This is a genomic window from Paenibacillus sp. FSL F4-0100 (assembly GCF_037993005.1).
Lineage (GTDB): Bacteria > Bacillota > Bacilli > Paenibacillales > Paenibacillaceae > Paenibacillus_AQ.
Genome location: NZ_CP150303.1, coordinates 2,591,968 through 2,605,301 on the forward strand (window position 1 = coordinate 2,591,968; position 13,334 = coordinate 2,605,301).

Below are 13,334 nucleotides of genomic sequence, written 5' to 3' on the forward strand. Positions count from 1 at the left end.
AGGATGGCAGTAATGGAATATATCGATGCAATTCGTCTGGCCATGAAGGAAGAGATGGAGCGTGACGAGTCCGTATTTGTGTTAGGCGAGGACGTAGGCGTCAAAGGCGGCGTATTTACAACCACCAAGGGTTTGATGGATCAGTTCGGAGAAATGAGGGTGCTCGATACCCCGCTCGCGGAGTCCGCGATTGCCGGTGTGGCTATCGGCGCAGCCATGTATGGCATGAAGCCGATTGCCGAGATGCAATATTCGGACTTTATGTTCCCGGCAACCAATCAGATTATTAGCGAAGCAGCGAAAATCCGCTATCGTTCTAATAACGATTGGAGTTGTCCTGTCGTCATTCGTGCACCGATTGGCGGCGGAATATTCGGGGGGTTGTACCATTCGCAGTGCCCGGAATCGGTGTTCTTCGGAACGCCGGGACTCAAAATCGTTGCGCCGTACTCGGCCTATGATGCGAAGGGGCTGCTGAAAGCCGCGATACGCGACCCGGATCCGGTATTGTTCTTTGAGAACAAGAAATGCTACAAGCTGATTACTGGCGATGTACCGGACGATGATTACGTTGTACCGATCGGCAAGGCGAATCTGCTGCGCGAAGGATCGGATATTACGGTGATCAGCTACAGCATGCCGCTGCACTTTGTGATGCAGGCTGCTGAAGAGCTAGAGAAGGAAGAAGGCATTAGCGCGCATGTACTGGATCTGCGTACCATACAGCCGCTTGACCGGGAAGCGATTATTGAAGCGGCCCGTGCAACGGGTAAAGTGCTGATCGTTCATGAAGATAATAAAACCGGCGGCGTCGGGGGGGAAGTATCCGCGATTATTGCGGAGTACTGCCTCTATGATCTGGATGCCCCGATCATGCGCTTGTGCGGTCCGGATGTACCGGCTATGCCAATCAGTCCGCCTATGGAGAAATTCTTCATGCTTAACAAGGACAAAGTCAAAGAATCCATGCGTCAATTGGCGCTTTATTAAGAACAGGGAGTGTGAGCATGTCCGAAAATCAGAAATTGACCGATGTTACGATGCCTCAGCTAGCGGAATCCCTTGTTTCGGCGACCATTGCCAAGTGGCTGAAGAAGCCGGGGGATGCCATCGAGCAGTACGAACCGATCTGTGAAGTCATTACCGACAAAGTCAATGCCGAGATTCCATCCACCCTGGACGGCGTCATGGGAGAGATTCTTGCCCAGGAGGGCCAGACCGTCAATGTTGGCGAGATCATTTGCCGGATTTCTGTGGCTTCTGGTCAAGGTGGAACTCCTTCGCCACAGCCAGCAGCAAGTGCTCCCGTGAGTCAGCGTCAGGAAAGTGGAAGCGAAGAGGGCTCGATGCGTTTCCGATATTCCCCTGCTGTGCAGACGCTGGCAGCCGAGCATCAGATTGACCTTTCGCAAGTACAGGGATCAGGCATGGGCGGCAGAATCACCCGTAAGGACGTACTGGCTTATATTGAAAAGGGAGGAGCAGCCCAAAGCCAAGGCGCTCCTGCCGGAGCAGCACCTGCCCAGAGCGCCCAAGCGCCGAAAGAAACGGTACAATCTAGTGGGACTTCGCCGTTTCAGGGGCTGCAGCATCAGATGCCTGCCGAACCGTCGCCTCCTCTCGGTACAGCCATTCCGAATGTGCGTCATTCCGGGCTGCATTTGACGGAATCGCCTAAACTTCCGACCATTGAAGTGGAAGGGATGGAAGGCGGAAGATCCGAATACTTTATTGATGTTACGCCGATGCGTAATGCGATCGCCAGAAACATGCGTCAAAGCGTTACGGAAATTCCGCACGCATGGACGATGATTGAGGTCGACGTGACCAACATCGTATTGCTGCGTAATCAGTTGAAGGATGAATTCAAGCGCAAGGAAGGGGTTAATCTGACCTACCTCGCCTTTTTGCTGAAAGCCGTTGTGAACGCAATTAAAGATTATCCGATCATGAATTCCTTCTGGGCCGTGGATAAAATCGTCGTGAAGCGCGATATCAATCTGTCCCTGGCCGTCGGAACAGAGGATTCCGTGCTGACGCCAGTCATCCACCGTGCCGATCAGAAGAATATTGCCGGCTTGGCAAGAGAGATCGAGGAACTCGCACGGAAGACCCGTGAAGGCAAGCTGAAACTAGACGACATGCAGGGCGGTACCTTTACGGTGAACAACACTGGATCCTTCGGTTCAATTCTGTCCTATCCGATTATCAACTATCCGCAGGCTGCAATCTTGACGTTTGAATCGATTGTCAAAAAGCCGGTGGTTATCAATGACATGATCGCTGTCCGTTCGATGGCGAATCTGTGTTTATCTCTGGATCATCGGATTTTGGATGGGGTAATCTGCGGAAGATTCCTGCAGCGGGTTAAAGATAACCTGGAAGGTTATACTCTGGATACGAAGCTGTATTAATTTCGTCTTTGATCTGATTCTTCGGAAAAAGGTTCGCAGACGTCATTCATACCGACGTCAATCGCAGGACATTCATTGGTTAGTGGGAACCCTATGAAAGAAGGCGTTAGCACATGAACAAACCGTTAGATGTATCGTACACGCCGATTGTAGACTATGGCATGGCTTGGGAGCTTCAGAAAAAACATGTTTCCGCCATCGATCAGGGAGAGCAGCACGAGCGATTGATGCTCCTCCAACATCCTCCGACCTATACCATGGGGTCACAGCGTCATCCGGAGCACTTGCTCTTAAGTAAAGAGGAATTGGAAAAACAGGGCATCGGCCTGTTTGAAATCGATCGTGGCGGAGACATTACATATCATGGTCCAGGGCAGCTTGTCGGGTATCCGCTGTTACTGCTGGATGGCGGCAAAAATTTGAATCTGCACGGATTTCTGCGCGATGTGGAGCAGGTCATCATCGAATACCTGGCATCATACAACATCGAAGCCGGCCGCAAACCCGAATACACCGGGGTATGGGTAGGGGATTTGAAGATTTGCGCCATCGGCGTTAAATTCAATAAAGGCCGCCAGCATCGCGGATTTGTCACGAGTCATGGTTTTGCGTTTAATATTAAATCCGGAATCGCAGACGCGGGTTTCGCAGGCATCATTCCTTGTGGTATACAGGAATACGGTGTAACTTCATTGGAGGACTGCACGGGGCGGATTTTTGAAGTAGAGGAAGTAGCCCGGGAGATCGTGCCTTTCTTCACCCGGGTATTTCCATATGAGGCTCGTTGGTTGTAACTTTAGGCGTTCGTAAATGCAGAGTATCAGCGAAAGAACAATGGCTCAAGGATAACCAGCAGTGTTGATCCGACCATAGCAACCAGCATGAGATAGATAACAATTCGAAACCACTTTTTACGTTGCATTGTGTAACTCCTTTGAAATAGGTTTAATGATGAACATACATGCAGCAGCATCATTTAATTGAGATAGATATAAACATTGTATCGTATCTGCGAAAGAGAGGGAAGTCCAGTGATCTCAAAAGAGCGTATCATCCAAGAGTTTATGGAATTGGTTCAGGTCGATAGTGAAACTAAGCATGAAGAGGAGATCTCCAACGTTCTCAAACATAAATTTTCCAGTCTTGGTTTTGATGTCATCGAAGATGATGCCAAGGAAAAGACAGGACACGGAGCAGGGAACCTGATTATTACCTGGAAAGCAGACGAGTTGGCTCAGCAAGCGCCAAAGCTGCTATTTACCTGCCATATGGATACCGTAACGCCTGGTAAAGGCATTAAGCCGACGCTAGGTGATGACGGCTGGATTCGAAGTGACGGAACGACCATCCTTGGTGCGGATGACAAAGCGGGCATCGCGGCATTGCTGGAAGGTATTCGGGTCATCCAGGAAAATAACATCCCTCATGGACAAGTCCAATTTGTCATTACGGTAGGTGAGGAGTCGGGTCTGGTGGGAGCTCGGGCGCTTGACCCTGATGTTTTGGATGCGGATCTCGGTTTTGCCCTAGATTCCAATGGTGAATTAGGATCGATCGCAGTGGCCGCACCGACCCAAGCGAAAATCAAAATGATCATCAAAGGCAAGTCAGCTCATGCCGGAGTGAATCCGGAGGATGGCATCAGTGCCATCCAGGTCGCTTCTAAAGCGATAGCCAAAATGAAGCTGGGACGCATCGACAAAGAAACCACGGCAAATATCGGCAAGTTCCAGGGCGGGGGCGCAACCAACATCGTCTGTGACCATGTTCAGATTGATGCTGAAGCACGTAGTATCGTTCAAGAGAAAGTGGATAAGCAAGTGAACGATATGCGTGAGGCGCTCGAAACCACCGTTCGTGAGTACAACGCCAATTGTGAGTTTATTAGCGAAATCGTATACCCTGCCTTCAGTTTTAACGAACATGATGAGGTTGTTCAGCTTGCGCAGCGGGCCATCGACGGCTTGGGCTTGCCAACCCGCACGTTCCGGTCCGGAGGCGGTAGTGACGCCAACATTTTTAACGGCCTTGGAATCCCAACCGTCAATTTGGCAATTGGATATCAAGACATTCATACCACGAAAGAGCGTATTCAAGCTTCTGATTTGATCAAGGCTGCCCAGATCGTGGTGGGGATCATTCAGGAAACGGCTAAGGCTTAGTCGATCATTAGATCATATGAAAATGCATAAAGCCCGCAGCGGACGTTTTACATCCGCAGCGGGCTTTTAGATTTGTTTATTAATTCAAGGATGACAAGGGCGAGTGGTTCTCCCGTCTTTTTTGGGCAGGCGACCAGGTGGTATGCCAGTTCGTGTTCTCGACCACATGCAATGCGGCATTGATGTTGTCCAGGTATTGTTCGATCTCTTTCCTCGCCGTTGCTGAGGCATATTGCTCCTCAAGGCGGGCAGAGAGGGAGATCAAGGCTGATTGTAAATAACAAGCGGCTTCGCCGAATCGTATCTCTGTACGCCCGGGGTAAGCCAGTCTAAGCTGCTCGAGCAGAGATGCAGCCTCATCATATCTCCCTTGATCATATAAATTTTCCGCGGCTATGAAGCATACTTTCAGACTGTGGCTGTCTTGCTCTTGAAACGGCAGCGCTTCCAATTGGTTTAATTTTGAAATCGCGAGTCCTCTGTAGCCTTCATCATAAAGAAAACAGATCAGAGCATAATAAGCATGGTCGCCGCTATTGGTTAGCAGATGTTCGGCTATGGAAATCATATTTAGTGATACAGCAGCGCGTGCTAATTCTAAAGTTTCCGACATGACGATAAATCGGTCAGGAATTGAATTCTTTATGTTCCACTCGCAGAGCTGCCTGATTCTGGCCAGCTGAGCCCCTTCAAATGTTCTTGGTCGAGGCAATTCGCGCAGGTGGTGTGTCAAATCGCGAAGGTAGCTGTCGATGAACTGCATGGCGTCAGATACTTGACCCGTCATGACTAGGCAAGTCACATATTGGATGCAGGTATCTGGATATAAACTCCCCTGTTTAGCAAAACAATGGGCAGCATGTGGATAAGCTCCGATGTAGAATAGTGACCTGCCAACCATGATGTTGGAGGATGGAAAGTTCCTCGTTTCGTCCAGGAGCCGTTCACCAATCGTTTGATCCGAAATCCCCTGCATGTGCAGGAGTGCGGCCCATTGATTCAGCGCCTCTTGGACGTAGGTACCGGAATGCTGTACGACGGTTCTGAAAGCTTCCTCCGATTTGCCGAAGGAGCGCATCCGCATGCTCAATAACCCGTATTCGAGCCAGCTTAGATCAACTTCCTTCCATCCCGAGCTCGCCTTATCGGTTGGAGTGGATTGTGCAGCTTCCTTGAAGCTCTTTAGCGCCTTCTCAAGATACCCGCGTCTTTTGTACCATTTTCCGCGCTCATATTCAGTTGAAGGTGGATTAGTAATTGGTTCGGTTTCAATAATAGGTATATGTCGCATGTCGAAGCCTCCCAATGATATAACACCCGTATAGGTGTAAAGGTCATGGTTCATATTCGAAAAAAATAGAAATAAGTCGAAAAACAAGTCCAAAGACCTAATTTCACGTCCTGTTTTCGTAAATATTTTTAGAAGAGTTAGAAATAATATCCATAATCTTCGTTTCCGAGCCCCATTGCTGTTGCCACTGTTTCAGCATGATTCGTATCTGCCAGGCCTGTCCTACCATATGTATTGAATGATCCCCTTTGTAGCTTTTCATGGGCAGTTCCTTCTTTCTTGGAAATTTTGATATAATACACCTTATGCAATAGCATGGTCAGTCATGCCGTTTTTAAACAAAGGAGGTCATTTTGTGAGCGATATCGGCAGTAAGAACCGAGAAGCCTCGGATAATTTGCTGGAAGAAACCACACTATCTACCCAATCGATTTTTGAAGGGAAGATTATTTCACTGCAGGTCGATACGGTGAAGCTGCCAAATGGGCAGACCGCGAAACGTGAAGTTGTCAGACATCCTGGTGCAGTAGCAGTGCTCGCCTTAAAAGGCGACAAAATGTTGGCCGTAAATCAATTTCGACAGCCGCTTGGGCGCTGTGAGGTTGAAATTCCTGCAGGCAAGCTGGAGCGGGGAGAAGATCCGCTGGAAGCCGCGAAGCGCGAACTACAGGAAGAAACGGGTTATACGTGCGGTTCCATTCGTAAGCTGCACTCCTTTTATACATCTCCGGGGTTTGCGGATGAGATCATTCACTTATATTTGGCAGAGGATCTGGTCAGCGGCGACATGAACCCGGACGAGGATGAATTTATAGAGATGATGGAAATCTCGCTGGAAGAGGCGTATTCACTCATACAAGAAGAGAGAATCAGCGATGCCAAGACCATTCTCGCCGTTTATGCTTGGAATATGTATAGCCTGACAGGAAAGATCTGATATGCTGCAGCCTGAAAAGAACATGTCAACCGGGCAGAAGCTTCAGTCCTATTACTGCGACATGCATATTCACATAGGGCGGACAAGCAGCGGACAAGCTGTGAAAATTAGCGCAAGTAACAATTTGACCTTTGAAAATATAGCCGTGGAGGCCTCGGAACGGAAAGGCATCCAAATGATTGGCATCATCGATTGCCATTCTCCTTCGGTACAGCACGATATTCTCCAGTGTTTGGACAGCGGCGTCATGCAGGAGATAGATGGAGGCGGAATTGCTTATCAGGATACGGTGATCCTGCTTGGAAGCGAGATTGAAATTCGCGAAAGCGGCCGTGGTGCAGCCCATGTACTGGCCTATTTCCCTGACCTGAACACCATTCAGGAGTTCACGGCCTGGATGGCAAAATATATGAAGAACGTGCAGCTTAGTTCGCAGCGTATCTATGTCAGCCCCCGTGAGCTGCAGCAGGAGATACTAGACCGCGGCGGGCTGTTGATACCCGCCCATGTCTTTACGCCTCATAAAGGACTGTACGGCAACATGGCGGATCGAATGAGCGAAGTGCTGGACCTGAACGGTATTGCGGGTATAGAGCTTGGGCTCAGTGCCGACTCCTCGATGGCAGGGCGGATAAGCGAACTGGACGCCTACTCCTTTCTGACCAATTCGGATGCGCATTCGCTTGGGAAAATCGGTAGGGAATACAACCGAATCGATATGGTAAAGCCTTCATTTGCAGAATTTCGCCAGGCGCTTGGAACAAGAAACGGTAGAAGAATCAGCGCGAACTACGGGCTGAATCCCAGACTTGGAAAATACCATCGTACTTACTGCAGCGGCTGCGACAGCATTCTGGATGAAGGCAGCGATATTCATGAATTGGTGCGATGCCCATTCTGCGGGAGTACCAAGCTGGTACAGGGTGTGTTTGATCGGATTCTGAACATCGCGGACCGCAAAGAGCCCGTTGTACCGGAAAGCCGACCGGCATATCACTATCAGGTTCCGCTAGAGTTCATTCCGGGCCTGGGCAAATCGGCGATGGCGAAGCTGCTGGGGGCTTTCGGTACCGAAATGAAAATCCTTCACCAGGCTACGGAAGCGGAGCTTGCCGCTGTTGCCGGAGAGGGGCTTGCTGCAAGCATTGTGATGGCCCGAAACGGTACATTGTCCTTATCGGATGGCGGCGGAGGCTCTTACGGAAAGGTTCTCCGCTAAATCAATCAACTCTTTCAATCGCAGGTCATACAAGGAGGGTGATGGTCATAGAGTAGAGTAGAGACACAGAAAGGAGACTCTATTCTATGCAATCATTCCGCCAAGCCTTTAAGGATCAGACCATGCTCTATGTATTCGTTGGCGTCTTGTTTTTAGTTGGGGTGCTGTTTGGAGCGTTAATGGTCAATGCACTTTCATTAGAGCAGCAGCAAGAAATGGCCCGATATTTAAACCACTTTTTTGTAAACGTGCAGGATGGTGGAGAAACCATGAGTCAGTCTTCTTACTGGAGCATCGCAGCCCTTCATCTGAAATGGATTGGTTTGATATGGATTCTGGGATTGTCCGTCATCGGGCTTCCGGGAATATTGATATTGGACTTCTTAAAAGGAGTGCTTATTGGGTTTACGGTCGGTTACTTGGTCGGACAGTATTCTTGGAAAGGCCTGCTGTTCGCCCTGGTGTCGATTGCACCGCAAAATTTGCTCATCATCCCCGTGCTCATGATGTGCAGTGTAGCGGCGATAACCTTCTCTCTATACATCATCAGGGACCGATTTATTATGAATCGGGGCGGGAGCATGGTAAAGCCCTTTGCTTCGTATGCGATGCTGACCTTTTTCATGGTCCTGTTAACGCTCGGAGTCGCTTCATTTGAAACCTGGGTAACCCCGGCCATGATGCGCTGGGTCACGCCAATGTTGCTATAATCCGCGAATTTTTCCATAAAGCAAAACCGTTTGACTTTGTTTGTCAAATCCCCCTATAATGAAGGAAGTGAACAATAACGTGCAGTGATTTCCAAGGGGGAGGGAAACGATGGAAGCGCGGATCGACAAAATTAAGCAGCAGCTACAATCCCAAGGATACAAATTAACGCCCCAACGGGAAGCCACGGTAAGCGTATTGTTGGAAAATGAAGACGACCACCTTAGCGCAGAGGATGTATTTATGCTCGTGAAAGAGAAGGCTCCGGAGATCGGTCTGGCAACCGTGTACCGTACCCTAGAGCTGCTCAGTGAGCTTCATGTTGTCGAGAAGATAAATTTTGGCGATGGTGTCGCCCGTTATGACTTGCGGACGGATACTTCGAAGCATCACCATCATCATTTGATATGTACTCAATGTGGAAGCATGGATGAAATACGCGAGGATTGGCTCGGTCCATTGGAAGAGCGGTTAGAGCGAGAGTTCAACTTTACCGTTCATGACCATCGGCTTGATTTCCATGGCATATGCTACCGTTGCAAAGAGAAGGGCAAGAATGACCAGGACAAATCATAAATTTATATCATGCAACAAACCGCAGTGATGACCATCACGGCAAGCCCTCTACGGCGGTAAGCCGGGAGGGTTTTTTAGATGGCAACCTAATATAGATGGAACATGCACGAATCCGTATCGTTCACGCAAGAACAATCTAGCTTTTTACAACATCAACGTACGTCGAGAAGACGTTTTTTTTATTCTATCCCAATACCACTCAAGTCCAATGACTTTAGAACGATCAGCGAAAAGCCGTCATAATCCTGCATCTTGTATCATAGGCTTTACGTGAAGTGATCCTGTAATACCCACTTTCACTTGGTGATCATTGCAAAGATGAAAGAGAGGCGCTGCCAGTGATTATATCGATCCGAAAAATAGGCTCATTGATCCGATTTATTACGATGTTTGCCGTTCTGACGATGTTTTTATACTTCGTGCTGGGATGGGTGGGAGATTGGCTGACCCCAATGGATCCTTACCGTGCACCTTCCGGTCAAGCGGTTAAGGCTTTTCAGCCTGAAAGCACCATGGACTCCCGATATTCGCCGGCGGAACGTCTGCGATTGTACTACTGGTATGGGGAGTGATTGTGCTTGTAAAGGGCACACGGGAATAGGAGCAAAAAGATTATGAAACAATATCTGGACGAATATGTAACCTATCTGGAAGACGTGAAGGGACTATCCCGAAGTACGATTGAATCATACCGGGCCGACTTACAAGCCTTCATGGCTTTTGCCGCGGAAAGAGACGTTATCCATCCGCAGGAAGTTACACGAACAATGCTTGGATTATACATGGGCAGACTGAGGCAGCAGGGCAAGGCGGCGTCGAGCCTGCTTCGCTGCACGGCGTCCTTGCGTTCCTTTTTTCAATATTTGGTGCGTCAAGCCGTTATAGGATTAGATCCGACCCAGTTGCTAGAAAATCCGAAGCCGGAACGGAAGCCGCCTAAGTCGCTAACCGTTGAGCAGGTGGACAAGCTGCTGTCGGCCCCGGATTCCGGAACCCCTCAGGGGGCCCGGGACAAAGCGATGCTGGAGCTGCTGTATGCTTCAGGCATCAAGGTGTCGGAACTGGTGAACTTGAGCACGCATGACATCAACATGGATATGCGCTTCCTGCGCTGTGCCGTTTCCGGAGGGAAGGAGCGAATTCTTCCGATTACCCAGATCGCAGCCGAGAGCGTGGCTTTTTATATGCAAGATATGCGGGACAAGCTGATTCGAGATGCTGATGAGGATGCATTATTCCTGAATTCACTCGGTACGCGCTTGACACGGCAGGGATTTTGGAAAATTATTAAAAAGTATGGCAAGCTGGCCGAAATCGATGAGGAGATCACGCCGCATACTCTTCGTCATTCGTTTGCCATTCATTTGCTGCAGAATGGTGCCGACTTACGTTCGGTTCAAGAGATGCTGGGTCACTCGGCATTATCCACCACCGGTATATATCAATCCACCAAGAAAAACATGAAGGAAGTATACGATCATTATCACCCGAGATCTTAGTCGGGACCTACTCTACTAGGATCTACAACTTATTCTCAGTTAGGAGAGGTATGAACATGAGTTCAATTCATCAACAAAGCATTAAGGAAGCAGCGGCATACATACGCGGGCAGAAGGGTGTCGAGCCCGAGGTCGGCCTGATTTTGGGTTCAGGACTCGGCGTGCTGGCCGAACTGATTGAGAATCCGGTTTCGATCCCGTACACGGACATTCCTCATTTTCCCGTATCGACTGTAGAAGGCCATGAAGGAGAATTGCTGCTGGGCACCATTCACAATCGACCTGTCGTTCTGATGAAGGGCCGGTTCCATATGTATGAAGGCTATGGTCCGGAAGTGACTGCTTTCCCGGTGCGCGTCATGAAAGAGCTGGGTGTGAAGAGTCTGCTCGTTACCAATGCGGCCGGCGGCATCAACACGTCCTTCGAGCCGGGTGACCTTATGCTGATCTCCGATCATCTGAACATGACAGGAACCAACCCGTTAATCGGGCCGAATGATCCGGATCTGGGCGTGCGATTCCCGGATATGTCCCAGGCTTACAGCCGTCAGCTTCGCCAATTGGCAAAAGAAGTTGCCGTGGGTCAAGGCGTTGCGCTGAGAGAAGGCGTCTATGCAGGTCTGCTTGGACCAACCTATGAGACACCTGCCGAGATCGTCATGCTGCGTACGCTAGGTGCGGATGCGGTTGGTATGTCCACCGTGTCTGAGGTCATTGTGGCCAGACATGCCGGCCTTGAAGTGCTGGGCATCTCTTGCATCAGCAACATGGCAGCCGGCATATTGGATCAACCGCTATCCCATGACGAGGTTATGGAGACAGCGGAGAAGGTCCGGGAGAAATTCCTTGCGCTTGTCATGGCCATTATCCCAAAAATGTAACATCATTCTAGTACGGGGACTGGACTCCTGCAGATGTAAATCTGCCGAAGTCCAGTCTTTTTGCTTAAGATTCTAGAATGTATAGGTTTTCAGCGAAGCTATTCGCATGTATATGTATTGGGGCCCCCGCAAAGTATTTGGAATAAGCATCGAAGCTAGGCTCCACTTTGTGGGGTATGGTATTGGGGTCCCCGCAAAGTAATTGGAATAAGCATCGAAGCGTAAGCTCCACTTTGTGGGGTATGGTATTGGGGTCCCCGCAAAGTAATTGGAATAAGCATCGAAGCATAGGCTCCACTTTGTGGGGCTATTCTGCGTTCCCTTAAGTTTAGGGCGATAATATTTCCTTGAAAACTGGAATAATTTGTTTTCATCCTGACGACAATGAATATCAGACCCGTTTCTTTTCGGGATGCTATTACGAATGTCAGGAGGGGATGGAAGTGAAAAAAGCGTTAATAGCTGGATTTCTGGTTCTATTTGTAGGGTTGTCCAGTGTAGCTGTACCAAGTTATGCAGAAAATAGCAAACCCGGCGAAGGATCATCTCAAGAGGAACTGGCACCAGGTGCTCGTTCTGCTATATTGCTGGATGCGGATACCGGAACCATTATTTACGAGAAAAACAGCCATGATAAGCTGCCTCCGGCGAGCATCACCAAGATCATGACGATGTTGCTTACGATGGAGGCCATCGACGAAGGGCAATTGCAGTGGACGGATAAGGTGCGTACCAGCGAATATGCGGCCTCCATGGGCGGATCCCAGATCTTTCTTGAGCCTGGTGAAGAAATGACGGTGGATGAGATGCTCAAAGGCATTGCCATGGCATCAGGCAATGATGCTTCCGTCGCAGTGGCGGAGAAAATTGCCGGCTCGGAGGAAGCCTTTGTGAAGCTGATGAATGAGAAAGCAGCCGAGCTGGGAATGAAGGATACACATTTTGTGAACTGCAACGGCCTTCCTGCTGAGAATCATTATACTTCAGCCCACGACATTGCGGTCATGAGCCGGGAGCTGCTGAAATACGACCAGATCACCAAATATACGGGCGCCTATCAAGATTATTTGCGTAAAGATTCGGACAAACCGTTCTGGCTGGTCAATACGAACAAGCTGGTTCGATTCTACACAGGCGCTGACGGATTGAAAACCGGATATACATCAGAGGCCAAGTTCTGTCTGTCGGCAACGGCCAAACGGGATGGACTGCGCGCTGTTGCTGTAGTTATGGGAGCTTCGGATACGAAGACGCGGAACAATGAAGTTTCTCGCATGTTTGACTATGCCTTTTCCCAGTATTCGATGCATTCCATCTATAAACCGGGTGAAGTGTTGGGTATCGTGAAGGTCCAGAAGGGAACCGTGCCCGAGATTTCGATTCAAGCGGATAAAGATTACAGCGTGCTGGTTAAGAAGGGCGTAAAAAGTCCGGATATCCGTCATGAAATCCAGCTGGAGCCGAATTTGAAGGCGCCGGTAGCTGCCGGACAAGTTGTCGGCAAGCTAACCGTCTATCAAGGTGAACGCGTGGTGAAGGAGTTCGAGCTGACATCTCCTGTCGAGGTGAAGAAGGCCGGGTTCTGGAAGCTGTTTAAGCGGACAACCGGCAAGTTGTTTCATGTAGATTCATAGGAGTTTTCTTCTA

General features: G+C 49.4%; 15 protein-coding genes. 12 read left to right on the forward strand and 3 right to left on the reverse strand.

Annotated features, from left to right (window positions below; translation table 11 throughout):
- The first annotated feature begins 3 nt into the window (after nucleotides 1-3).
- The 3 genes from MHH48_RS11445 to lipB all read left to right on the forward strand — a co-directional run bounded on the left by MHH48_RS11445 (nucleotide 4) and on the right by lipB (nucleotide 3,208).
- Nucleotides 4-990, forward strand: a complete 987-nt coding sequence (locus tag MHH48_RS11445) for an alpha-ketoacid dehydrogenase subunit beta (RefSeq protein WP_076320905.1) — start codon at nucleotides 4-6, stop codon at nucleotides 988-990.
- A gap of 17 nt (nucleotides 991-1,007) precedes the next feature.
- A complete protein-coding gene (locus tag MHH48_RS11450; RefSeq protein ID WP_076320906.1) occupies nucleotides 1,008-2,414 on the forward strand; it encodes a dihydrolipoamide acetyltransferase family protein in 1,407 nt (468 codons plus the stop codon).
- Between the two features lie 113 nt (nucleotides 2,415-2,527).
- On the forward strand, nucleotides 2,528-3,208 hold the full coding sequence (lipB, locus tag MHH48_RS11455) for a lipoyl(octanoyl) transferase LipB (RefSeq protein ID WP_076320907.1): 681 nt from the start codon (nucleotides 2,528-2,530) through the stop codon (nucleotides 3,206-3,208).
- Between the two features lie 26 nt (nucleotides 3,209-3,234).
- Here lipB and prli42 read toward each other — a convergent pair whose 3' ends face one another.
- Entirely contained in the window at nucleotides 3,235-3,336 is a 102-nt protein-coding gene (gene prli42, locus MHH48_RS11460) for a stressosome-associated protein Prli42 (RefSeq protein ID WP_144023401.1), read from the reverse strand.
- A gap of 109 nt (nucleotides 3,337-3,445) precedes the next feature.
- Here prli42 and MHH48_RS11465 point away from each other — a divergent pair, with 109 nt between their 5' ends.
- Complete coding sequence (locus tag MHH48_RS11465; protein ID WP_076320908.1) at nucleotides 3,446-4,576, forward strand: tripeptidase T; 1,131 nt, start codon at nucleotides 3,446-3,448, stop codon at nucleotides 4,574-4,576.
- Nucleotides 4,577-4,655: 79 nt separating this feature from the next.
- Here the strand turns inward: MHH48_RS11465 and MHH48_RS11470 are convergent, their stop codons facing one another.
- Together MHH48_RS11470 and mciZ are read right to left on the reverse strand one after the other, a co-directional pair.
- The gene (locus tag MHH48_RS11470) at nucleotides 4,656-5,867 is read right to left on the reverse strand and encodes a tetratricopeptide repeat protein (RefSeq protein ID WP_076320909.1); all 1,212 of its coding nucleotides are present in this window, start codon (nucleotides 5,865-5,867) and stop codon (nucleotides 4,656-4,658) included.
- A 103-nt stretch (nucleotides 5,868-5,970) separates the two neighbouring features.
- Complete coding sequence (gene mciZ, locus MHH48_RS11475) at nucleotides 5,971-6,129, reverse strand: Z-ring formation inhibitor MciZ (protein ID WP_076320910.1); 159 nt, start codon at nucleotides 6,127-6,129, stop codon at nucleotides 5,971-5,973.
- A 93-nt stretch (nucleotides 6,130-6,222) separates the two neighbouring features.
- Between mciZ and MHH48_RS11480 the strand changes: the two genes are divergently transcribed.
- From MHH48_RS11480 to MHH48_RS11515, 8 genes are all read left to right on the forward strand, one after another.
- Nucleotides 6,223-6,804, forward strand: coding sequence for an NUDIX hydrolase (locus MHH48_RS11480; protein WP_076320911.1), 582 nt, complete (start codon nucleotides 6,223-6,225; stop codon nucleotides 6,802-6,804).
- A gap of 1 nt (nucleotide 6,805) precedes the next feature.
- The gene (locus MHH48_RS11485) at nucleotides 6,806-8,023 is read left to right on the forward strand and encodes an endonuclease Q family protein (protein WP_076320912.1); all 1,218 of its coding nucleotides are present in this window, start codon (nucleotides 6,806-6,808) and stop codon (nucleotides 8,021-8,023) included.
- 86 nt (nucleotides 8,024-8,109) lie between these two features.
- Nucleotides 8,110-8,733 carry a stage II sporulation protein M gene (spoIIM, locus tag MHH48_RS11490; protein WP_076320913.1) on the forward strand — a complete coding sequence of 208 codons (624 nt, stop codon included), beginning with the start codon at nucleotides 8,110-8,112 and terminating at the stop codon, nucleotides 8,731-8,733.
- Nucleotides 8,734-8,842: 109 nt separating this feature from the next.
- Nucleotides 8,843-9,307 (forward strand): Fur family transcriptional regulator, encoded by a 465-nt coding sequence (locus MHH48_RS11495; protein WP_006209405.1) that lies wholly within the window; start codon nucleotides 8,843-8,845, stop codon nucleotides 9,305-9,307.
- Between the two features lie 338 nt (nucleotides 9,308-9,645).
- Nucleotides 9,646-9,879 carry a YqzK family protein gene (locus MHH48_RS11500; protein ID WP_076320914.1) on the forward strand — a complete coding sequence of 78 codons (234 nt, stop codon included), beginning with the start codon at nucleotides 9,646-9,648 and terminating at the stop codon, nucleotides 9,877-9,879.
- A gap of 42 nt (nucleotides 9,880-9,921) precedes the next feature.
- Complete coding sequence (gene xerD, locus MHH48_RS11505) at nucleotides 9,922-10,806, forward strand: site-specific tyrosine recombinase XerD (protein ID WP_076320915.1); 885 nt, start codon at nucleotides 9,922-9,924, stop codon at nucleotides 10,804-10,806.
- A gap of 56 nt (nucleotides 10,807-10,862) precedes the next feature.
- Nucleotides 10,863-11,687, forward strand: coding sequence for a purine-nucleoside phosphorylase (locus MHH48_RS11510; protein ID WP_076320916.1), 825 nt, complete (start codon nucleotides 10,863-10,865; stop codon nucleotides 11,685-11,687).
- Between the two features lie 443 nt (nucleotides 11,688-12,130).
- Complete coding sequence (locus tag MHH48_RS11515) at nucleotides 12,131-13,321, forward strand: D-alanyl-D-alanine carboxypeptidase family protein (protein ID WP_076320917.1); 1,191 nt, start codon at nucleotides 12,131-12,133, stop codon at nucleotides 13,319-13,321.
- The last annotated feature ends 13 nt before the right edge of the window (nucleotides 13,322-13,334 follow it).